The 22,079-nt window shown below is 65.1% G+C and carries 19 protein-coding genes; 6 read left to right on the top strand and 13 right to left on the bottom strand.

From position 1 onward, the window contains the following. Window positions 1-15: 15 nt before the first annotated feature. Both F3J45_RS26840 and gabP read right to left on the bottom strand, forming a co-directional pair. A complete protein-coding gene (locus F3J45_RS26840; protein WP_167070198.1) occupies window positions 16-876 on the bottom strand; it encodes a hypothetical protein in 861 nt (286 codons plus the stop codon). Window positions 877-1,083: 207 nt separating this feature from the next. Next, window positions 1,084-2,475 (bottom strand): GABA permease, encoded by a 1,392-nt coding sequence (gene gabP, locus F3J45_RS26835; RefSeq protein WP_167070196.1) that lies wholly within the window; start codon window positions 2,473-2,475, stop codon window positions 1,084-1,086. 513 nt (window positions 2,476-2,988) lie between these two features. On the opposite strand from gabP, the gene F3J45_RS26830 reads away from it, so the two are divergent. Both F3J45_RS26830 and F3J45_RS26825 read left to right on the top strand, forming a co-directional pair. Beyond that, window positions 2,989-4,188, top strand: a complete 1,200-nt coding sequence (locus F3J45_RS26830) for an NAD-dependent formate dehydrogenase (RefSeq protein WP_167070194.1) — start codon at window positions 2,989-2,991, stop codon at window positions 4,186-4,188. 2 nt (window positions 4,189-4,190) lie between these two features. Continuing rightward, complete coding sequence (locus F3J45_RS26825) at window positions 4,191-4,667, top strand: HPP family protein (RefSeq protein WP_167070192.1); 477 nt, start codon at window positions 4,191-4,193, stop codon at window positions 4,665-4,667. A gap of 106 nt (window positions 4,668-4,773) precedes the next feature. Here F3J45_RS26825 and F3J45_RS26820 read toward each other — a convergent pair whose 3' ends face one another. The 3 genes from F3J45_RS26820 to F3J45_RS26810 form a co-directional block, all read right to left on the bottom strand. Then, window positions 4,774-5,676 (bottom strand): LysR family transcriptional regulator, encoded by a 903-nt coding sequence (locus F3J45_RS26820; RefSeq protein ID WP_167070190.1) that lies wholly within the window; start codon window positions 5,674-5,676, stop codon window positions 4,774-4,776. 628 nt (window positions 5,677-6,304) lie between these two features. Further along, window positions 6,305-7,648, bottom strand: coding sequence for an MFS transporter (locus F3J45_RS26815; protein ID WP_167070188.1), 1,344 nt, complete (start codon window positions 7,646-7,648; stop codon window positions 6,305-6,307). A gap of 122 nt (window positions 7,649-7,770) precedes the next feature. Further along, window positions 7,771-8,718, bottom strand: coding sequence for a 2-hydroxyacid dehydrogenase (locus tag F3J45_RS26810; RefSeq protein WP_167070185.1), 948 nt, complete (start codon window positions 8,716-8,718; stop codon window positions 7,771-7,773). A 99-nt stretch (window positions 8,719-8,817) separates the two neighbouring features. Between F3J45_RS26810 and F3J45_RS26805 the strand changes: the two genes are divergently transcribed. Then, window positions 8,818-9,705, top strand: coding sequence for a LysR substrate-binding domain-containing protein (locus F3J45_RS26805; RefSeq protein WP_167070183.1), 888 nt, complete (start codon window positions 8,818-8,820; stop codon window positions 9,703-9,705). Window positions 9,706-9,814: 109 nt separating this feature from the next. Here F3J45_RS26805 and gudD read toward each other — a convergent pair whose 3' ends face one another. Both gudD and F3J45_RS26795 read right to left on the bottom strand, forming a co-directional pair. Continuing rightward, a complete protein-coding gene (gene gudD, locus F3J45_RS26800) occupies window positions 9,815-11,164 on the bottom strand; it encodes a glucarate dehydratase (RefSeq protein ID WP_240164723.1) in 1,350 nt (449 codons plus the stop codon). Between the two features lie 25 nt (window positions 11,165-11,189). Then, a complete protein-coding gene (locus tag F3J45_RS26795; protein ID WP_167070179.1) occupies window positions 11,190-12,542 on the bottom strand; it encodes an MFS transporter in 1,353 nt (450 codons plus the stop codon). A gap of 263 nt (window positions 12,543-12,805) precedes the next feature. Between F3J45_RS26795 and F3J45_RS26790 the strand changes: the two genes are divergently transcribed. After that, window positions 12,806-13,504: a FadR/GntR family transcriptional regulator gene (locus F3J45_RS26790; protein ID WP_167070177.1), complete on the top strand. Its 699-nt coding sequence runs from the start codon at window positions 12,806-12,808 to the stop codon at window positions 13,502-13,504. A 210-nt stretch (window positions 13,505-13,714) separates the two neighbouring features. On the opposite strand, the gene F3J45_RS26785 is transcribed toward F3J45_RS26790, so the two are convergent. Genes F3J45_RS26785 through F3J45_RS26765 form a run of 5 tightly spaced genes read right to left on the bottom strand, consistent with a single transcriptional unit; the run spans window position 13,715 to window position 19,667 of the window. Then, window positions 13,715-14,473, bottom strand: coding sequence for an ABC transporter ATP-binding protein (locus F3J45_RS26785; protein WP_167070175.1), 759 nt, complete (start codon window positions 14,471-14,473; stop codon window positions 13,715-13,717). Then, window positions 14,470-15,531, bottom strand: coding sequence for a FecCD family ABC transporter permease (locus tag F3J45_RS26780; protein ID WP_370526488.1), 1,062 nt, complete (start codon window positions 15,529-15,531; stop codon window positions 14,470-14,472). Before F3J45_RS26780 ends, F3J45_RS26785 begins: the two co-directional genes overlap by 4 nt. Next, on the bottom strand, window positions 15,528-16,637 hold the full coding sequence (locus tag F3J45_RS26775; RefSeq protein WP_167070173.1) for an ABC transporter substrate-binding protein: 1,110 nt from the start codon (window positions 16,635-16,637) through the stop codon (window positions 15,528-15,530). The genes F3J45_RS26780 and F3J45_RS26775 overlap by 4 nt, the downstream gene beginning before the upstream one ends. Window positions 16,638-16,653: 16 nt before the next feature. Next, window positions 16,654-17,334 carry a Fe2+-dependent dioxygenase gene (locus F3J45_RS26770; RefSeq protein WP_167070171.1) on the bottom strand — a complete coding sequence of 227 codons (681 nt, stop codon included), beginning with the start codon at window positions 17,332-17,334 and terminating at the stop codon, window positions 16,654-16,656. Next, on the bottom strand, window positions 17,334-19,667 hold the full coding sequence (locus tag F3J45_RS26765; protein WP_167070169.1) for a TonB-dependent siderophore receptor: 2,334 nt from the start codon (window positions 19,665-19,667) through the stop codon (window positions 17,334-17,336). The genes F3J45_RS26770 and F3J45_RS26765 overlap by 1 nt, the downstream gene beginning before the upstream one ends. 179 nt (window positions 19,668-19,846) lie before the next feature. On the opposite strand from F3J45_RS26765, the gene F3J45_RS26760 reads away from it, so the two are divergent. Continuing rightward, window positions 19,847-20,569, top strand: a complete 723-nt coding sequence (locus tag F3J45_RS26760) for a response regulator (RefSeq protein ID WP_167070167.1) — start codon at window positions 19,847-19,849, stop codon at window positions 20,567-20,569. Further along, a complete protein-coding gene (locus F3J45_RS26755) occupies window positions 20,566-21,930 on the top strand; it encodes a HAMP domain-containing sensor histidine kinase (protein ID WP_167070165.1) in 1,365 nt (454 codons plus the stop codon). The genes F3J45_RS26760 and F3J45_RS26755 overlap by 4 nt, the downstream gene beginning before the upstream one ends. A 55-nt stretch (window positions 21,931-21,985) precedes the next feature. Here the strand turns inward: F3J45_RS26755 and F3J45_RS26750 are convergent. Next, window positions 21,986-22,079, bottom strand: a 94-nt coding sequence (locus tag F3J45_RS26750; protein WP_167061942.1) for an IS3 family transposase, incomplete at its 5' end; no start/stop codon positions are given.

Raw genomic sequence — 22,079 nt, 5'->3', positions numbered from 1 at the left:
TTGCCGAGAGAGTGATCAGCGTGCCGCAGTCTGCGAAACGCTTTTGTAGGAGTGCATACCATCCTTACACGACATCGAGGAAACCGTGAACCGAACCTCGTACTGCAAGTATTCACTGGCGATGATGTTTGCCGGGCGCCGGCCTCGATCAACGGTAGAGCTGTAGACCAGCACTGCATCGCATGTAGTCCAGTTACCGAACTCCGAGTTGCGTTTGGCGGCATTCGAGCGCACTTGCGCCGCGAACCCGGCATCCTCCATCACAACCGGAATGCGATGGGGTGTAGTCACCAGCGCTACATGCTGCCCACCACCTTCACCCATGAACCCTGCGGTCATCGTGATGTTGCCTTGGCTATCGAGCCGAGGCATGGCGGTAAATCGCGCGGCGAATTGCTGAGTGCTAGCCAACTGGCCAACGGTTTGCGCTTTCAATTTGGACCAGTATGCATCCGGCGGATTGCGCACATCATAGGAAGGCGCGGCCCTGTCATAGGCATTGCCCGCCAGCTTCAACTCCGACTGGCGCAGGAAATAACGATCGCGGCAGGAGTCATTGGTATTCTTGTCCAGCTCTTTGCCGGACTTCGCGCTGTACAGCAGGGCACTGGCACAATTGAAGTCATACCGGCCGTCGAAATACAGGTACAACCCACTGCCGGCCTGGCTTTTGGTCGGCAGCAAGTTCAACCCTCCCCCACTCGAACCATTGGCAGCCCCGGTGACAAGGCCGCTGGGCATTATCGACGTCAGCGAACTGACTGCTTCATCGGAAAAACGAACCTTGGTGGTGCCATCGGGCATCCGCTCAGTGGTTACACACCCCGCCATCGCTGCAGCGGCCAGCATCGGCAGAATGAGTTTGATCTTGGTCATGCGCGTATCCTTACGTTGAAACCGGCTCAAGTGCGATCAGAAAAAACGCCCCAGCCTCCGACCGGCTACAGATGCAGGCGTTTCGGGGCGAGGGAAGAATAATCGAAAAAAGCCATAACACAGCCCATTTGCCGGCCATCGGAGGGCCAAAAAAACAAAGGGCACCCATCCACAGGTGCCCTTTGCCTTGTTGCAAGGTGAACTCAATCACCCCATCGACCGCGCCCCCACCGCTTGCGCATGGCCCCGCGAGGTGACGATTCCAAGGAAGGAAATCACGATCGCCAGGCCCAAGGTCGAACTCACTTCCATGCGGTGCTCCGGCGTGTACATCATCACCGCCAGCGCAGCGGCGATGAAGATGATCACCGCCCAGGTCAGGTACGGGAACAGCCACATGCGGAACTTCAACTCGGTGTTCTCGCGCTCCAGGCGGCGGCGCATGCGCAGCTGGGAGATGGCGATGACCAGGTACACCAGCAACGCGATGGCGCCGGAGCTGGCCAGCAGGAACTCGAACACGCCCTTGGGTGCGAAGTAGTTGAGGATGGCGATGGCCGCGCCGATCAGGGTGCTGCCGAACACCGCCGCACGCGGCACGCCGACCTTGGAGGTGCCCTTGAGCATGGCCGGTGCATCGCCGCGCTTGGCCAGCGAATACATCATCCGCGAGGCAATGTAGATCGACGAGTTCATGCAGCTGGTCACCGCCACCAGCACCACCAGGTCGACCATGAATGCCGCGTTGGGGATGTTCATGATTTCCAGTGCCCGCTGGTAGGAACCCACCACCGCCAGCTGCGGGTCGTTCCACGGCACCACGGAAATGATCACGAAGATCGACAGGATGTAGAACGTGCTGATGCGCCAGATCACCGAGCGCGTGGCCTTGGCGATGTTGCGCGACGGGTCGCTGGACTCGGACGCCGCGATGGTCACCGCCTCGGTGCCGATGAAGCTGAACATCACGGTGATGAAGGCACCGACCACCGCCGCCCAGCCCTTCGGCGCAAAGCCGCCGTGCTCGGCAATCAGCCCGCTCAAGCCGCTGACTTCACGGTTGGGCAGCCAGCCCATCAAGGCGGCGAAACCCAGGCCGATGAAGCCAAGAATCGCCGTGACCTTGAGAATGGCGAACCAGAACTCGAACTCGCCGTACTTGGCCACGCTGAACAGGTTGGTGCAGGCCAGCAACAGCACCGAGGCCAGGGCGAAGATCCAGCCTGGAATGTCGGGGAACCAGGCGTTGAGCACGTGCCCTGCTGCCAGCGCCTCGATGGGGATCACCAGCACCCAGAACCACCAGTACAACCAGCCGATGGTGTAGCCGGCCCAGCGGCCGATGGCCTGGTCGGCATAGGTGGAGAACGATCCGGTATCCGGGTGCGCTACGGCCATTTCGCCGAGCATGCGCATGACCAGCACCACCAGGGTTCCGGCCACGAAGTAAGAAATTATGGTGGCGGGCCCGGCGGCCGCGATGGCATGGCCGGAACCTACGAAAAGTCCTGCGCCGATGATGCCGGCGATGGACAGCATCGTTACATGACGTGGCTTGAAACCTTGTGCAAGGTTGCCATCAGATCCCACGGTGTTCATTGATGTTGTTCTCTTTTTGCTGACACAAGGATGGACGGGCAGGCGTAGGCGAAAATATCTCCTTTTAAATCAATAAGTCGACAGGATGCAGGCGTGCTGTTGTTGATCTTTGGCACGCATCACAGTGCACATTGCCGGAGCGGTTCGGGCTTCATTTAAGCCCCGCGAGGCTGTGGGTAATTACACGAGAACGCCTCGGAACTGTTCGATCACGACAGGGCATTTCCATTCGCGCCAGATGTCGTGAATGGCATGCTCGATCGCGTCACCGAGCCACCTGGGGCTTTTGTTTTTCATCTGGATGTGTGTTGCCAGGGCCGGCCCTTTCGCGGGCAAGCCCGCTCCTACAGGGACCGCACAGCATTTGGAATCTGTGCGGCGTGGCGAACACCGGGTTGATAACCACCGCCTATCTCACCATCCGATCAAACGATTGGCCCGCCTTTGCCCTCCTGGTGAACCATCGGCGCCAGCGGCCACCCTGCGCCGCTCGCCAAATCCAAGGAGAAGAAGATGGCCAAGATTGTGTGTGTGCTCTACGACGACCCGGTAACCGGTTACCCGCAAAGCTATGCCCGCGACGACCTGCCGGTGCTGGAGCGCTACCCCGACGGGCAGAGCCTGCCCACGCCCAAGGCCATCGACTTCAAGCCCGGCCAGCTGCTGGGCAGCGTTGGCGGCGAACTGGGCCTGCGCAAGTACCTGGAAAGCAACGGCCACCAACTGGTGGTGACCTCCAGCAAGGACGGCGCCGACAGCGTGCTGGACCGCGAGCTGCACGACGCCGAAATCGTCATCTCGCAGCCATTCTGGCCGGCCTACATGACCGCCGAGCGCATCGCCAAGGCGCCCAAGCTGAAGATGATCGTCACCGCCGGCATCGGCTCGGACCACACCGACCTGCAGGCGGCCATGGAACGTGGCATCACCGTCGCCGAAGTCACCTACTGCAACAGCCACAGCGTGGCCGAGCACGTCGTGATGATGATTCTGGGCCTGGTGCGCAACTACATTCCGTCCTACAACTGGGTGGTCAAGGGCGGCTGGAACATCGCCGACTGCGTGGCCCGCGCCTACGACCTCGAAGGCATGAACGTCGGCACCGTGGCCGCCGGCCGCATCGGCCTGCGCGTGCTGCGCCTGCTCAAGCCGTTCGACGTCAAGCTGCACTACATGGACCGCCACCGCCTGCCCGAGAGCGTCGAGCGCGAGCTCAACCTGACCTACCACAGCACCCTGGAAAGCCTGGCCAAGGTGTGCGACGTGGTCACCCTGAACTGCCCGCTGCACCCAGAAACCGAGCACATGATCAACGCCGACACGCTGAAGTACTTCAAGCGTGGCGCCTACCTGATCAACACCGCGCGCGGCAAGCTGTGCGACCGCAATGCCATCGCCGGCGCCCTGGAAAGCGGCCAGCTGGCCGGCTACGCCGGTGACGTGTGGTTCCCGCAACCGGCCCCGGCCGACCATCCATGGCGGCACATGCCGCACCATGGCATGACGCCGCACATCTCCGGCACCACCCTGTCGGCCCAGGCGCGCTATGCCGCCGGCACCCGTGAAATTCTTGAGTGCTACTTCGACAACCGGCCGATCCGCGACGAGTACCTGATCGTCCAGGGTGGCGAACTGGCGGGCGTCGGCGCGCACTCGTACAGTGCCGGCAACGCCACCGGCGGTTCCGAAGAAGCCGCGCGCTTCAAGCGTTGAGCATGACGGCCTCGACCACTGCCAGCAGCAGCTTGGCCCGGCGCCGTCCAGCAGTGATCCTGCTGGCCGGCCTCGGCTCGCTCGCAGGCCTCGGTGCGCTCGGCGCCCTCGCCCACTACAGCGGCAACGCTTGGGTGATGGGTTCGTTCGGCGCCTCCTGCGTGCTGCTGTTCGGCTTCCCGGACGGGCCGTTTTCGCGGCCACGCAACCTGATCGGCGGGCACTTGCTGTCCACCACCGTGGGGTTGCTGGTGCTGCATTACGGTGGAACGGACTGGTACTTCATGGCCCTGGCGGGTGCGCTGGCATTGATGCTGATGCTGGCCACCGACACCGTGCACCCGCCAGCGGGGAGCAACCCGGTGATCATCTTCCTGGCGCAGCCGGGGTGGGATTTCCTGGTGATGCCGACCTTGGCGGGGGTGCTGGTGCTGTTGGTGATCAGCCAGGGTTGGCGCTGGGGTTCGAAACCTCGGTGAACCTGTGCCGGCCTCTTCGCGGGGCAAGCCCGCTCCTACAGGGGTTGTGTTGGCCCTGTAGGAGCGGGCTTGCCCCGCGAAGAGGCCAGCACTGCCAGCACCCCTGTCAAGGCAGCACCCGATCCGCCCAGCCTTGCAAGTCCAGGCTCTCCAATTCCCTCAACGCCGCCGCCAGCAACGGGCTGCGCACCGCCTCGTCACGCACCAGCAAGCCCATCTCGCGGCTCAGCTCCGGCACCAGCACCCGCGCCGCCAGCGGCCCGTCCGCCTGGCACAGCACGCTGTGCGGGAGAATGCTGAACAACCCCGAATGCCGCACATGGGCACACAGCGCCGTCAGCGAATCGGTTTCCACCCGCGGCTCAACCGCCAGCCCCTGGCGCTGGAACATCGCATCGATCCCCTGCCGGCACTGCATCTTCGCCGCCAGCAGGCACAACGGCAGGTGCGCCGCCGCTTCCCAGCTCATCGGTTGGTCACCGTCGAAACTGCCCTCCCCGGCGGCCACCAGTACATAGCGCTCGCGAAACACCGTGCGCACCGAGCAGGCCGCCAATGGCTGGTCGTCCAGGTAGCTCAGGCCCAGGTCCAGCTCGAAGGTATCGAGCTTGCGCTGGATCTCCTGGGCCGACAGCGTGTGGATTTCATGGCGCATGCGTGGAAAGCGCGCCAGGCAGCGCTGGGTCAGCAGTGGCGCCAGCGGCAAGGCTGCCGGAATCACCCCCAGACGCAAGGTGCCCACTGGGTCGCCTTCATCGGCACGGGCATCCTGGCGCAACCCTTCGCAGTCGGCCAACACCCGCCGGGCCCAGGCCAGCACCCGCTCGCCATCCTGGGTAAAGCCCTCGAAGCGCCGGCCGCGCTGGACGATGACGATGCCCAGTTCTTCCTCGATGCTGCGAATGGCGCCGGACAACGCCGGCTGCGAAACATGGCAGGCCTGGGCGGCGCGGCCGAAGTGTTTTTCCCGGGCCAGGGCGACCAGGTAGTTGAGCTGGCGAATGAACATGGCAGCAAGGACTCCTGCCAGGCCACTCCGGCGCATCCGTGGGCCTGGTCGTGTTGTAGTTGCTGCAGTATTAGCGCATCCCTTGCTTGGGCTCAACTTGGGGGGCGCTTCGCGCGCTGCGCTTGCTCCGTCTGTTTCGGGCCAGTTACCTCTGTGCCTGGCGCGCACAGCCGTCTTGTTGGCAAGACGCGATATCGCGCCAAGCGCGAAGGGCTCGCGCGCGGTGGTCACATGAACATTGGCCCGAAACAGATGTAGGAGCAGGCTTGCCTGCGATGCGCCGCGCGGGCGGCGCTCGGTCGCACAGGCGACACATATTCTTCGGCGAACACCCGCTGACTTTTTCCGATTGTTGCCAAACAGCCTGTCCAGCCTGCATGCGGTCGAGATGGCCGAGGGGTTGGTTGAGGCGATTCTGGATGGCATCGAATCGGGGCCTGTGAAGCAGTAGCCGGTGTGGAGGCTTACAGGTGCTTGCCTTGATGCTTTCTGCGCCTGTGAGATCGAGCGCCGCCTGTGCGGCGCTTCGCGAGCTGCGCTCGCTCCTACAGGGAGGGGTGTGCGCCGCTTAAGCCAGCCGAATAAAAAAGCCCCGGTTTCCCGAGGCCTCTGCTGCCAAGGCGTCTGCCTACGCCTGCCCGGTTCGCTCGAAGCGCCTGGCCAGCAACAGGTAAGCGAAGATCCCCAGCACACCATGGGCGGCCACGAACCAGAGTGCGTTGTGGAACGAGCCCGTACTCGCCACCACGTAACCAATCACCAACGGGGTCACGATGCCCGCGGTATTGCCGATGCCGTTGAACACGCCACCGCACAGGCCGACCATCTTCTTCGGCGCCACATCCGACAATACCGCCCAGCCCACCGCCGCCAGGCCCTTGCCGAAGAAGGCCAGGGTCATCAAGGCGATCACTGCCGCATTACCGTCCACGTAGTTGGCCAACACCAGGCTGGTGGACAACGCCATGCCGATGATGAACGGGGTCTTGCGTGCCTTGGACGGGTGCACGCCACGGCGGATCAGGTAATCGGAAACGAAGCCCCCGAGCACCCCGCCGCTGAAGCCGCAGATGGCCGGCAACGCGGCAACCCAGCCGGCTTCCATGATGCTCATGCCACGGCCCTTGATCAGGTAGATCGGGAACCAAGTGATGAAGAAGTATGTCAGCGCGGTGATGCAGTATTGGCCCAGGTAGATCGCCCACAGGTTGCGGCTGGTGAACAGCTGCATCACCTCGGCGCGGGTCGGCTTGCTCTTGGCGCTTTTGCGTTCCTTCTCCAGGTCCACCAGCGCGCCACCTTCACGCATGTAGTCCAGCTCTTCCCGGCTCAACCCAGGTGCACTGTGCGGCTCGTGATACAGGCGGAACCACAGCACGCTCAGGGCAAGGCCGAGTACGCCCATCCAGATGAACACCTGCTCCCAGCTCAGGGCATGGGTCATCCACGCCATCAACGGGGCGAACACCACCACCGCCATGTACTGCGCCGAATTGAACAGCGCCGAGGCGGTGCCGCGCTCGCGGGTCGGGAACCAGCAGCTGACGATGCGCGAGTTGGCCGGAAACGCCGGCGACTCCACCAGGCCAAGCATGAAGCGCATGGAGAACAGCGCCACCGCCGCCGACACCCCGGCCAGGCCCATCCAGCCCACCGTGCCCTGCAGCAAGGTGAACAGCGACCAGAGGATCAGGCTGGTGCCATATACCCGGCGGGCGCCGAAGCGGTCGAGCAGCATGCCGCCTGGCACCTGGCCAAGGGCGTAGGCCCAGGCAAAGGCGGAGAAGATCATGCCGAGCATGACCGGGTCGAGGTTGAGGCTTTTGAGCACCTCGGTGCCGGTGATCGACAAGGTGGAACGGTCGGCGAAGTTGATGACGGTGATGACGAAAATCAGTGCCAGGACCTGGAAACGATGACGGCCGGTCCCGGCCATGGCCTGCGGTGCGGCGACGGCGGATTTGCTGTTCATGTGGACCCTCTTGCTTCTCGGTGGAAGCGATTGTTCTTGTACAGAGAAGGTGTGGCCCTTGGGCCTGTGGTGGTTGGGCGTTGTGGTGGTTGTGCCGGCCTCTTCGCGGGGCAAGCCCGCTCCTACAGGGAGACCTGGTTTGGCGGCACCTCGCCGCTGAAGCAGGCTTCAAGGTTGCTCAACACCATGCGCCCCATCGCCAAGCGGGTCTGCAGCGTGGCGCTACCGCGATGCGGCTGCAGGCTCACCTGGTTCAGGTCGCGCAGCGCTGGCGGCACATGCGGCTCATCGACGAACACATCCAGCCCGGCCCCGGCAATGCGCTGTTCACGCAGGGCGGCTTCCAGCGCCAGCTCATCGACCAACTTGCCGCGCGCCACATTGATCAAATAGCCCTGCGGCCCCAGCGCATCGAGCACTTCGCGCGTCACCAGCACCTGCCCGCCATCGGCCGAGGCGGCCACCACCAGCACATCCACCGAGCGCGCCAGCGCCACCAGGTCAGGCTCATAGCGGTAGCCGGTGTGGGGCTGCTCACGGCGCCCGTTGTAGGCAATGCGCATGTCGAAGGCAGCGGCGCGGCGGGCGATGGCCTTGCCGACCTCGCCCAGGCCAACGATGCCCAGCGCAATACCGCTGACCTGGCGCGCCAGTGGCAGGTTGACCGTGCCCCACAGGCCATCGCGTACCAGCCGCTCACCCTCCCCCATGCGCCGCAGGGTGTTGATGATCAGCCCCATGGCCAGGTCGGCCACATCGGCGGTGAGCACGCCCGGCGTGGTGGTGACGTAGATGCCACGGCGGGCGGCGTGGTGCAGGTCTACCGCGTCGGTGCCGATGCCGCTGATGGCGATGATTTCAAGCTGTGGCAGCTGGTCCATCAGCGCGTTGGACAAGCCCTTGGCACCGCCGGTGACCACAGCGCGAATGCGCGGGCCTACCTCGTCGAGCAGCGCTTGCGGGTTGGCGTGCTGGTACAGGCGATGCACCTGGTAGGTGCTGGCCAGCCGGGCATCGATTGCCTCGGGCACTGGCTGGGTCAGCAACACATCGATGGCGTGGTCGTTCATCGTGGACATCCGGCAGTTCGAAGACATGAGTCGATGCTAGGCCGGCATTTGATACAGGTCTAATATAGATGCTGGATCGAATAATTCAGGAATTGAATCATGGAGCTGCACCAGCTGCGCTGCTTCGTCGCCGTCGCCGAAGAGCTGCACTTCGGCCGCGCCGCCACCCGCCTGCACATGACCCAGCCGCCGTTGAGCCGGCAAATTCAGCTGCTGGAGCATTCGCTGGGGGTGTTGTTGCTGGAGCGCAACAACCGCCAGGCACGTCTGACCCTGGCCGGGCAAAGCTTTCTGGAAGATGCCCGGCGCATCCTGCACATTGCCGAAACCGCCAGCCATTCGGCGCGGCGCATCGCCCACGGCGAAGCAGGCCGGCTGACCCTGGGTTTCACCGCCGTGGGGGCCTACAGCATGATCCCGCGCTTGCTGGTGCACGCCGGGCACACCCTGCCGGACATCGAGCTGGTGCTCAGCGAGAGCGTTTCCAGCACCCAGGTGCACGACCTGGAAGCGAGCCTGATCGACATCGGCCTGGTGCGCCAGGTGCTGCCCAGCGCACGGGTGGAGTACCTGCCGATCCACCGCGAGCCGTTCGTGGCGGCGCTGCCGGCCGGGCACCCGCTGGCGCTTCGTGAACGGATCACGCCCAGCGATTTCCATGGCCAGCCGTTCGTGATGTACAGCGCCGGCGAAGGGCGGTACCTGCATGACCGCATCGCCAACCTGTTCGCCACGCACCAGGTGCAGCCGCGCTATCAGCACCGCTTGGGGCAGACGCACTCGATTCTCGGGTTGGTCAATGTGGGGCTGGGGTGTGCGGTGGTGCCGGCCTCGGCGCAGGCGTTGAGGCTGGAGCAGGTGGTGTTCAGGCCGCTGGTGGGGATGGAGCAGCAGGCGGAGATATTCCTGGCGTTTTGCCGGGATAATCCAAACCCGGTGCTCGGGGCGTTTGTGGAGATGGCGCGGGCATTCTTTGAGGCAGGATAAACAGTGGTGGCTTCTTCGCGGGCAAGCCCGCTCCCACAGAAATCGCACAGGTTTCAAAGGCTGCGCTGTACCTGTGGGAGCGGGCTTGCCCGCGAAGAGCCCATCGGCTTTAACGCACCAGGCAAGGCCGCTTGTTATCGAAGCTCCACCCCGGAATCAGGAACTGCATCGCCACACTGTCATCCCGCGCCCCCAAGCCCATGTTGCGGTAGCACTCATGGGCCTTGGCCAGCTGGTCCTCATCCAGCTCAACCCCCAGCCCCGGCCGCGCCGGCACCCGCACATGGCCATCGACGATGCGCAGCGGCTCGCGGGTCAGGCGCTGGCCGTCCTGCCAGATCCAGTGGGTGTCGATGGCCGTGATCTCACCCGGCGCCGCCGCCGCCACCTGGGTGAACATCGCCAGCGAAATGTCGAAGTGGTTGTTCGAATGCGAACCCCAGGTCAGGCCCCAGTCGTTGCACATCTGCGCCACCCGCACCGAGCCTTGCAAGGTCCAGAAGTGCGGGTCGGCCAATGGGATATCCACCGACTGCAGCTGAATCGCATGGCCCATCTGCCGCCAGTCGGTGGCGATCATGTTGGTGGCGGTCGGCAGCCCGGTGGCCCGGCGGAATTCAGCCATCACCTCACGGCCCGAGTAACCGTTCTCGGCACCGCACGGGTCTTCGGCATAGGCCAGCACATCGTGCTTGTCGCGGCACAGGGCAATGGCTTCCTTGAGCGACCAGGCGCCGTTCGGGTCGAGGGTGATGCGTGCGTCGGGGAAGCGCTCGGCCAGGGCCGTCACCGCTTCCATCTCTTCCTCGCCACGCAGCACGCCGCCCTTGAGCTTGAAGTCGCTGAAACCGTAACGCTGCCTCGCCGCTTCGGCCAGGCGCACCACCGCTTCAGGCGTCAGGGCCTTTTCATGGCGCAGGCGGAACCAGTCGTCGTCGGCATCGGCTTCGTTGCGGTAGGCCAGGTCGGTTTGCTGGCGGTCGCCAATGTAGAACAGGTAGCCCAGCATCTTCACCGCCTCGCGCTGCTGGCCTTCGCCAAGCAACGCGGCCATCGGTACGTTCAGGTGCTGGCCGAGCAGGTCGAGCAGTGCCGACTCGATGGCGGTCACCGCGTGCACGGTAATGCGCAGGTCGAAGGTTTGCAGGCCACGGCCAGCCGCGTCGCGGTTGGCGAAGGCCTGGCGCATGGCGTTGAGCACGCGCTGGTAGTGGCCAATCGGCTGGCCGACCACCAGGCTGCGGGCATCTTCCAGGGTTTGCCGAATCTTCTCGCCGCCCGGCACTTCGCCAAGGCCCGTGTTACCCGCGCTGTCACGCAGCACCACGACATTGCGGGTGAAGTACGGGCCATGGGCGCCACTGAGGTTGAGCAGCATGCTGTCGTGGCCGGCAACGGGGATCACACGCAGGTCGGTGACCACTGGGGTGCTGCTGTGAACGGCGGGATTGGTCTGCATATTCATGGTTGTTGTCTCGCAGTCATCAGTGGGTCTGGCCCAGGGCCGAGGGGGCCTTGAGGTCGTCAGAGGTGGCGCCCTTTGGGCGCATGCGTACGAAGAAGATGGCAATGGCCGCCAGCAGTGAGGTCACGGCCAGGCCATACAGCCCGCCCTGGATCGACCCGGTCTGCTGCTCCAGCAGGCCAAAGGTGGTGGGCGCAACGAAGCCGCCGAGGTTGCCCACCGAGTTGATCAGCGCAATCACTGCCGCGGCGATGCGGGCATCCAGGTAGCCCTGGGGAATCGGCCAGAACAGCGACGAGGCAGACTTGAAACCAATGGCCGCGAAGCACACCGCGACGAAGGCGAACACCGGCCCGCCGGTGGTCGACATGAACATGCCGATGGCAGCCACCACCAGCGCCCCGGCAACCCAGGCCTGCTGGAATTTCCAGCGCATCGAGCCGGCAGCGAAGGCGTACATGGCGATGATCGAGATCAGCCACGGGACCGAGTTGAAGAAGCCGACCTGCAGGTCGCTCAAGTCTCCCATGCGCTTGATGATGCTCGGCAGCCAGAAGGTTGCGGCGTAGATGGTCAGCTGGATACAGAAGTAGATCAGGCAGAACAGCACGATCTGGCGGTCCTTGAGCAGGCTCCAGGCCGAGGGTTTCAGCGCACCGACTGCCTCGCGCTCACGCTGCTCGCGGTCGATGGTGGCCACCAGCGCGGCCTGCTCGGCCTGGCTCAGCCACTTGGCGTCCTGGGGTTTGGAGTCGAGCCAGAAGAACACGAAGAAGCACAGCGTCACCGAGGCCATGCCTTCGATGAACAGCATCCACTGCCAGCCGTGCAGGCCCAGGCCCTGAACCTGCATCAGCGCCCCGGCCAGCGGGCCGGAAATCAGCGAGGCGAAGGCCGAACCGCTGAGGAAGATGGCAATTGCCTTGCCGCGCTCGGCAGCCGGCAGCCAGCGGGTGAAGTAGTAGATCACACCGGGGAAGAAGCCCGCCTCGGCCACGCCCAGCAAGAAGCGCAGCACGTAGAACTGGGTTTCGTTCTGCACGAAAGCCATGGCCGTGGCCACCAGGCCCCAGGTGAACATGATGCGGGTCAGCCACAGGCGCGCGCCGACCTTTTGCAGCAGCATGTTCGACGGCACTTCGAACAGCGCATAGCCGATGAAGAACAGCCCCGCGCCGAACCCATAGGCGGCTGCGCTGATGCCCAGGTCGCTTTCCAGGTGTGGGCGCACGAAGCCGATGTTGACGCGGTCGAGGTAGTTGACGATGAACATGATGACGAACAGCGGCAGGACGTGGCGCTTTACCTTGGCCACGGCACTGGCCAACGCGTCGCCTTCATTCCGGGCAGACGGAGCGAGGGTGTCGTTCACTTGTGGATCTCCCACTAATTGTTTTTGTGCGGGTCGTAGTTGTCTGACATGGCAGTGGGAAAGAGCATATGCGCGACACAGTTGTACGACAAGATGCCGATTGTCGCCGAATGAGCAAAGTACAAGCTAATAAACAGCAATAATGACGCGATCATGCTAATAACACGCAAAACACTCAGCAACGCCGCAGGGAAAAACCGCGCAAAAAATAATTTTCTCGATTAACTTGTCGTACAAGATAGCCAACCCATCGGGATTACCCCATGCCCCAGCCATCCGCCAAACGCAGCCACAGCCGCGCCCATGACCTGGTGTCGAGCCTGACCCAGCAGATTCTACTGGGCACCTTCAAACCTGGGGACAAGCTCCCCTCGGAAAACACCTTGGTGCGCGAGCATGGCGTCAGCCGCACCGTGGTCCGCGAAGCGCTGTCGAAGCTGCAGGCCTCAGGCCTGGTGGAGCCACGCCACGGCATCGGCACCTTCGTCATGGAGCGCCAGGCCCAGGCGGGTTTGCGGGTGGGGGCGGAGAATGCGGCAAGCGTGCGCGACTTGCTGGAGTTGCGCATTGGGCTGGAGGGCCAGGCCGCTGCCCTGGCCGCCGTACGGCGCAGTGATGAGCACCTGTCGCGCATGCGCCAGGCGCTGGATGACTACCAGGACCTGGCAGCGGCCGGGGACAGCTGCATCGAGGCGGACCGGCGCTTTCACCTGCTGATTGCCGAGGCCACGGGGAACCTGTATTTCAGCGAGATGATGGGGCAACTGGGCAATGGGCTGATCCCGCGCAACCGCATGGCCTTCGCCGAGCGGTCAGGGGCCAACTTGGCGCGGCATGCGTACCTGGCGAACCTGGAGCATGAGGCGATTTTGAATGCCATCCGCCGGCAGGACCCGGATGCGGCCCGGGCGGCGATCTGCCTGCACCTGTCCAACAGCCGGGATCGGTTATTGCCCGATTGAACCCAGCGCTGCGTGGCCGGGCTTCGCCCCTGTTCGAGGACGGCGGGTGATGAACGGGTAGGAGCGAGCGCAGCTCGCGATGGGCTGCAAAGCAGCCCCGGCATCCTGTGCCGCGAAGCTGAAAAACTGGGGCCGCTGCGCGCCCCATCGCGAGCTACGCTCGCTCCTACCGGGCCGGCGCAAAGCCGTGCGCGAGGCCGGCACAGGCCATTACAAGGCCCGATCCACCAACACCTGCAACCGCCCCTGGGAACACTGCTCGACCCGCGCCTGAACACCGTACACCTCGGCCAGCAGCTCAGGCTGCAGCACCTCCCCCGGCGCCCCACAGGCCACCACCCTGCCCTCGCGCAACACCACCAGCCAATCGGCATGGCTGGCCGCCAGGTTGATGTCATGCAGCACCGCCACCGCCAGCAAGCGGTGCGCCACCACCCGCTCGCGCACCGCGCCCATCACCCGCAACTGGTAATGCAGGTCCAGCGCACTGGTCGGCTCGTCGAGCAGCAGCACTTGAGGATTACGCGCCAGCAACTGCGCCAGCGCCACCAGCTGGCGCTGGCCACCGGACAGGCTGTCCAGCGAACGGTCGGCCAACGCCTCGATGCCCAACTGGCGCAACGCCTCGTAGGCAGTTCCCAGCAGGTCATCGGCACCACTCACGCGCAGCGCCGCGACAATGCTTTCCAGCACCCCCAAGGCAATGCCCGGCGGCAGTTGCTGCGGCATATAGGCCAACCGCCGCGAGCGCTCGGCAAAGCTCAGCCGGGTCACGTCCTGGCCATCCAGGCTCACGCCACCCTTCATCCGCTCCAGCCCCGCCAGCGCCCGCAACAAGGTCGACTTGCCCGCACCGTTCGGCCCCACCAGGGCCACCAGGCTGCCCGCCGGCAATTCCGGCAAGCTCACCCCGTGCAAAATCTGCCGCGCGCCATAGGCCACGGCCAGCTCATCGATCAACAGGCTCACAGCTTTCTCCCTCGGCGGAACACCAGCACCACGAACACCGGCACCCCCACCAGCGCGGTCACGATGCCCACCGGCACGATCACCCCCGGCAGAATCAGCTTGCTGGCAATCGACGACAGCGACAGCATCAACGCCCCCACCAGCGCACTGGCCGGTAACAGGAAGCGCTGGTCCTCACCCACCAGCAAGCGGGCGATATGCGGCCCGACCAGGCCAACGAAACCGATGGTGCCCACGAACGCCACCGCCGTGGCCGACAACAGGCTGATGCGCAGCAACGAAGCCAAGCGCAGGCGCCGGGTGTCCACGCCAAAGCTGCGCGCGCGGTCCTCGCCCATGCGCAGCAAGGTCATCGCCGGTGCCGCGCGCAACGAAAACGGCAGCAACACCCCCAGCACCAGGGCCAGGATGCCAAGCTTCTGCCAGTTGGCCCGGGCCAGGCTGCCCAAGGTCCAGAACACCAACTGCTGCAGCACGTCCTCGGTGGCCAGCAGTTGCAGCAGCGACACCAGCGCATTGCAGCTGAACACCAGGGCAATACCAAACAGCACCAGGCTTTCCACACCGGCGCCGCGCAAGCGCGACATGGCCTGCAGCAGTACCACCGACAGGCAGGCGAAGGCGAATGCCATCACTGTCACCTGGGCACTGGGCGCCAGCCAGGCAACGCCCAGCGGGTAGGCGATTGCCAGCGAAGCACCCAGCGCCGCCGACGACGACACGCCCAGGGTGAAGGGGCTGGCCAGCGGGTTGTCGAGGATCGCCTGCATCTCGGCGCCCGCCAGTGCCAACGCCGCGCCCACCAGCACTGCCATCAGCGAATACGGCAGGCGCACGTTCCAGATAATCACCCGCTCGGTGGCGCTCAGGGTTGCCGGGTCGAAGATGCCGTGCACCAACTGCCCCAGGCCCATGCCCGAGGCGCCGCTGGCCAGGTCGCCGAGCACCGACAACAGCAACAAGGCCGCCAGCGCGGCCACCAGCATCGCCCGCCGCCAGAGCAGGCGGCGGTAATGCCAGGCCGCGAGCGCGGCGCCGTCCTGGGCCAGCGCGGTCACTTGGCGTCGACCCAGTACTGGCCGTCCAGGCCTACCTTGAGCATCTGGTTGATTTCAGCCATGGTCGCCAACGGGTCGACATCGGCGAAGCGCTCGGGGTGAACCCAGCGCGCCATGGCCTCGATGGCGAGGATGTTGAACGGCGAGTTGTAGAAGTCATGCCACAGGCCATGGGCCTGCCCGGCCTGAATCGGCCGCAGTGGCGCGAACTCGGGGCGTGCGGTGATCTTGGCCAGGCTCTGGCGCGCGGTGTCGGTGGACACGCCGGCCCCCAGCAGCACGCCCGGTGCACGGTTGCCCGTGGCGATGTACACGTCCGGGTCGGCCTGCAGCACGTATTCGACGCTCACATCGCCCAGCGCCCCCGGCACCACATCGGCACCGATGTTATGCCCACCCACGGCCTCGACCACGCTGCCCAGGCCGCTCTTGCCGGTGGTGTGCCCCGGTGCCTGCCAAACGCCTGCCAGCAGTTCGAGGAACACCTTGGGCCGCTCGCCGGCCTTGAGCGTGGCCACGCTGTCGGTGATGTGCTTGAGGTGGCGGTCGTACAGGCTCAGGTATTGCTGGGCCTGTTGCTCACGCCCAAGCAAGGTGCCCAGCGCCTGCATGCTCACCCGAGTGTTCTGGATGGGGTGAACGCGAAAATCGATGAACAACACCGGCACCCCGGCTTTTTCCAGCAGGTCGGCCACCGGGCTGTGCTGGGTCGGGCCTTCACCGGCAATGCTGAAGATCGCCAGGTCCGGCTTGAGCGCCAGAATCTGCTCGGCGCTCACGCTTTGCTCGGAGGCCTGGCCGATCAGTGGCAGCTTGGCCACCTGCGGGTACAGCTTGGCGTACACCTCGTAGGTGTGCGGGTCGAGCAGGCGCATGTCGTTCTGCCAGCCGACCACGCGCTGGAACGGGTTGTCGCGGTCGAGCAGGGCCAAGGCGAAGAACAGCCGCCCTTCACCCAGCACGATGCGTTGCGGCGCGTGGTCGACCTCGACCTTGCGCCCCAGCACGTCGGTGACTTCCACGGCGCTGGCGCGCTGGGCCATGCCCAGGCACGCCCCCAGCACCAGCAACAACGGCAGCAGGCGCCGCCAGAAAGGTTGGTTCATCGGTGACCTCCCAAGGTCAGGTATCGCCCCAACGGCGGAGCAGGTTGTGGTAAACCCCGGTCAACTCAAGCAGCGAGCCCGCGTCGGCGCCTTGGGCGGTGAGGCGCTGGATGGCCACGTCCATGTCCAGCAGCAGGCTGCGCTGGCTGTCTTCGCGTACCAGGCTCTCGATCCAGAAGAAGGCCGCCAGGCGCTCGCCACGGGTAACCGGCTCTACCCGGTGCAGGCTGCTGCCCGGGTACAGCACCAGGTGGCCGGCTGGCAGCTTGACCGCGCGCTCACCGAAGGTGTCGCGGATCACCAGTTCGCCACCGTCATAGGTGTCGGGGTCGGCCAGGAACAAGGTGGCCGAAAGGTCGGTGCGTACCCGTTCGCGCACGCCCTTGATGCCGCGTATGGCGTTGTCGACGTGAAAGCCGAAGCCCTCGCCTGCGCCATAGCGGTTGAACAGCGGCGGATAAATGCGCTTGGGCAGGGCCGCGGACATGAACAGCGGGTTGTCCGACAGCCGCTGCAGAACCAGCCCGCCGAGCTGGCGGGCGACCGGGTCGTCCTCGTCCAGCTGGCGGTTGCGCTTGGCCTGGGCCGACTGGATGCCGGCCGTGGCCTTGCCGTCGACCCAGGGTTGCGCCAGCAATTGCTGGCGCAATGCATCCAGTTCGTCGGCACTGAACAGCCGGTCGATTTCCACCAACATCAGAAGGTGTAGTCCACGCTGGCCGTCACGGTACGCCCGGCACCCGGGATGCCGTACAGCTGGAAGCCATCGAGCGAGGCGCCGACACGGCTGTAGTAGAACTTGTTGAACAGGTTCGAGACGTTGAGGTTGACCGTGGTCTGGCTGTCGACCTTGTAGCGCGCGGCCAGGCTGTGCAGCCAGTACGACGGCGCCTTCTCGTGGTCACGGGTGGAAATCGTGTAGACCCCGGACGCGCCATTGGCGTAGCTGCTGTTGTTGTTCAGCCCGCCCACGTACTTGTTGTCGCTGTAGCGGCGCCGGCCCACATAGTCGGCGCCGTAGCTGACGCTGAGCTGGTCGGTGAGGTCGTAGGTGGTCCACAGGTTGGCCGTGAGGTCAGGAACGTTCTTGGCTTCCTCGCCCTTGTTGTCGCCCTTGGTCTGGCGGCTCTTCATTGCCGCGAACCCGGCATAGGCCGACCAGCGGTTGGTGATCTGCCCCTGCAGGCCCAGCTCGATACCGTCCACGCGCTTGGCCGGCAACGAACGCACAGGCGCGCTTTCGCCTTCGGTGTATTCCCAGCTGTCTTCAAGCTCGGTGCGGAACAGCGCGGCGGTGAGGTTCAGGCGCTCGTCGAACAGCTCCCACTTGGTGCCCAGCTCATAGGTTTTCGAGACGGCCGGTTTGTAATCCTCGGTGCCGGCGGCGCCGTAGATCTGGTTGTTGGTGCTGGCGCCCACCGCCGAAGGCTGCGCCGCCTGGCTGTAGGACACGTAGATGCTGCCGTTGGGCAATGGCTTGTAGACCAGGCCCACACGGCCACCGACGGCATCGTCGCTGCTGCTGGTGCTACCGGTGCTGCGGTCGGTGTCGACATCCCAGTGGTCATAACGCAGGGCGGTCAGCAACTGCCACTGCGGGCTCAGGGTCATGGTGTCGGACACGTACAGGGCGGCATCCTTGACCACGCTGCGCGGGTCGCCATAGCCCTTGTCGGTGCTGGTGGACGCGAAGTGGTGCGACGGGTTGGCCAGGTCGAAGAACATGTTGCCGTCCGGCACATCCAGGGTCTTGTGCAGGCCGCCGTAGGTTTCGCGGTACAGCTCGATGCCAGTCACTGCCTCGTGGTGGATGCCACCGGTGTCGAGGTTGAAGCGCAGGTCGGTCTGGTTGTCGACGATCTCGTAGCGCTTGGACTGGCCGAAGTCGCTGCCGCGCAGGTAGCCGTAGCCGCTGCTGCTGTTGGCGTAGTCGGTGTAGGCATTGATGCCGTTGACCGAGCTCAGGCCACCAACGCCGACGTAGCCCAGGCTGGCGCAGCGGGTGCCGGTGCAGGTCTTGTTGCCATTGGCGTCGGCGGCGATGAAGCGCGCCGGCGAGAGCACGGCCCAGTTGTCGGTCTGCTGCCAGCGCAGCTGGTTGCGCAGGGTCAGGTCGTCATTGAAGTCATGTTCCAGCAGGCCGGTGAGCGAGCGGGTTTCGCTGCGCTGGGTGTACAGGCTGGAGTCGCCGTACCAGGCATCGCGAGACACCCCAGGCATGCGGTGGCCGTTGGTGCCACGCTGGATAGGCACACCGCCATCCGGGGTGTTCTTGTCCTTCTGGTAGAACGCGTCGATCCACAGCCGGGTGTCGGTGCCCAGGCCAAAGCCGAACGAGGTGGCGAAGCCCCAGCGGTCGTAGTCCACCTCGTCGCGCTCGGACACGGCGTTGTAGTGCTTCATCAGGTTGATGCGCACGGCAGTGGTGTCGTTGAGCTGGCGGTTGATGTCGGCGGTCAGGCGCTTGTAGTTGTCGGTGCCGATGCCAGCCGACAGCTTGCCGGCGTCGCCTAGGTGGGCACGCTTGCTGACCAGGTTGACGCTGCCGCCTACGGCAGATACGCCCGACTCGACCGAGCCCGTGCCCTTGTACACCTCGGCCTGTTCCAGGTTGAAGGTGTCGTTACGGCTGGCCATGCCGGCATCGCGCACGCCATCGACGGTCATGCTCTGCTCGGCGGCAAAGCCGCGAATCGAGAACAGGTCGCCCCAGCCCAGGTTGCCCTCGCCAGACATGAAGGTGATGCCCGGCACGTTGCGCAGCACGTCCTGCAGGCTCTGGGCATTCTGCTCATCGAGCACGGCACGTGGGACTACACTGATGCTCTGCGGCGCGTCCAGCAGCGGCGTGGTGATCTTGCTCGACGTCACGCTGTCGACCTTGTAACGGTCTTGCTTGCCAGTCACCTGGGTAGCGGGCAGGTCGAGCGCCTGGGTGTCGGCAAGGGCCGGCAGCGCGCAGGCGCCGAGCACCATACCGAAGGCCGGGGCGAGGGTCACCGGCAGCCGCTGGAGGGACGCATGGGGCATGTGAATTCCTTAAAGAAAATCAGTCTCATTTGTGTTGCGCATTCTAATGATGGCCACCAGCCCTTCGGTGTCCGCAAATGTACCGGCGTGCAGTCCCTCGCCACTGCAACACATTCCGTTACATTCGCGTTGCAAGACGCGGTGTAAGGTGCCTCCCATCCATGCTCTGCAGGTGCCTGATGACCAAGCCCGACCACATCCTGATCGTCGATGACGACCCCGAAATCCGCCAACTGCTCTCCACCTACCTGGATGAAGCAGGCTTTCGCACCTCGGTAGCCGGCGAAGGCCGCGAGATGCGCAAGCGCCTGGAAGAACACCGGGTCGACCTGGTGGTGCTCGACCTGATGCTGCCCGGCGAGGACGGCCTGAGCCTGTGCCGTGAGCTGCGTGTGCGCAGTAACATCCCCGTCATCATGCTGACCGCCCGCGGCACCCTGGTAGACCGCATCGTCGGCCTGGAAATGGGCGCCGACGATTACCTGGGCAAGCCGTTCGACCCACGTGAACTGCTGGCCAGGATCAAGGTGGTGCTGCGCCGTACGCAAAGCTTCCCCGAGCGCGCCCGCCTCGATGAAGCAGGCACCCTGCGCTTCGCCGGCTGGCGGCTGGACACCACCACCCGCCAGCTGCGCTCGCCGGCCGGGCTGGTGATCAGCCTGGGCAATTCCGACTACCGCCTGCTGCGCCTGCTGCTGCAACACCCCAACCGCGCCCTGAGCCGGGACTTCTTGCTCAACCACGTGTTCGACCGTGAGCGCGAGCCGTTCGACCGCAGCATCGACGTGTGCGTCAGCCGCGTCCGCCAGCACCTGGGCGACGACCCACGCAACCCGGCGCTGATCCGCACCGTGCGCAACGAGGGCTACATGCTCACGGTCGACGAAGTGCTCAGCGAATGAAGCGCTGGTGGCCCCGTTCGCTGCAGGGGCGCATGGTGCTGATTCTGGTGGTGGGTGTGCTGGCCTCGCAGTTGCTGACCAGCAGCATCTGGTACGAAGTGCGCCAGACCCAGGTGCTGGAGATTCCCCTGCGCCTGCTGGCCGGGCGCCTGGGCGACCTGCTGCGGGTGGCCCACGACCAGCCAGCGCAACTGCCGGCCATGCTCGACGCCATGGAGTCGCCGCGCTGGCACCGCCTGCCGGCAGCCCCGGCCCCCGGCAACGCGGTGGAACCGGCCCAGCAACGGCTATTGCAGGAACTGCTGGCGGCGCGCACCACTGGGCCTGCCCCGGTGCGCCTGCTGGGGCTGGAGATCGTCGATGGCGAAGGCCGCCCGGGCGGCGCGCCCTTGCTGCTGCGCGGGGCGCCGGCCAGCGTACGTGCCGTGGTCGAACTGACCTTGCCCGATGGCCAGCCCCTGTACCTTGAAACCGTCGAGGGCCAGGGCTGGCGCAATGCATCAATCGGCTCGCTGGTATTCGACTTCATCTTCCGCATCTACCTGCTGCGCACCATCGCCGTGGTGCTGATCGCCCTGCTCGCCGTGCGCCTGGCCTTGCGCCCGCTCAAGCAGATGGCAGCGGCCGCCCAGGCGCTGGGGCAAGACATCCACCGCCCGCCGCTGAGCCTGGATGGCCCACAGGAAGTACGCCAGGCCGCCCAGGCGTTCAATGCCATGCAGCGCCGGCTGATCGACAGCATCGCCGAGCGCACGCGCTTCTTCGCGGCCGTTTCCCACGACCTGCGCACGCCCATCACCCGCCTGCGCCTGCGCACCGAACTGCTGCCTGACGAAAACCTGCGCCAGCGCTTTCGCGGCGACCTGGAGCATATGGAAGACATGGTGTCGGCCAGCCTTGATTTCCTGCGCAGCGGCGAGCTGGAAAATGCCCGCGAGCCTGTGGATATCGACGCGCTGTTGATGGCGCTGCAAGCGGACTTCGAAGACCTGGGCTGCGAGGTGCGGGTCACCGGCCACGCCCTGCCCTTCAGCGCCCACCCCAGCGGCCTGCGCCGCTGCCTGCAAAACCTGCTGGACAACGCCCGGCGCCACGCCCCGGGGCCGGTGGACATCGAGGTGCGCGATACCCCGGACCGGCTACGCATCCAGGTGGCCGACCGTGGCCCCGGCATAGAGGCCGAGCACCTGCAGCGGGTGCTGGAGCCGTTCTACCAGGCCGACCCGTCACGCAGCAGCGGCGGCCACGGGTTGGGCTTGAGCATCGCAGCCAGCATCGCCAGCGCCCATGGCGGCAGCCTGAAGCTGGGGCCGAGGATCGGCGGTGGGCTGCTGGTGACCCTGGACCTGCCGAGGCGCTGATCAGGCCCGCTCCCACAGGGTTTTGAACTGCGCCCCAAATGTTAGACGGTCGAAGCTAGGCTACCTCAGCCTGAGTCCTGTAAGCCACAGGACTCAGGCCATTGAGCTTCATTTTGATTCGTTCGTGGTTGTAGTAATGGATGTACTCG

This window comes from Pantoea sp. Ap-967 (assembly GCF_011752565.1).
Classification (GTDB): Bacteria; Pseudomonadota; Gammaproteobacteria; order Pseudomonadales; family Pseudomonadaceae; genus Aquipseudomonas.
Note: the sequence above shows the minus strand (reverse complement) of the source record. Positions and strands in the feature narration are given on the sequence as shown.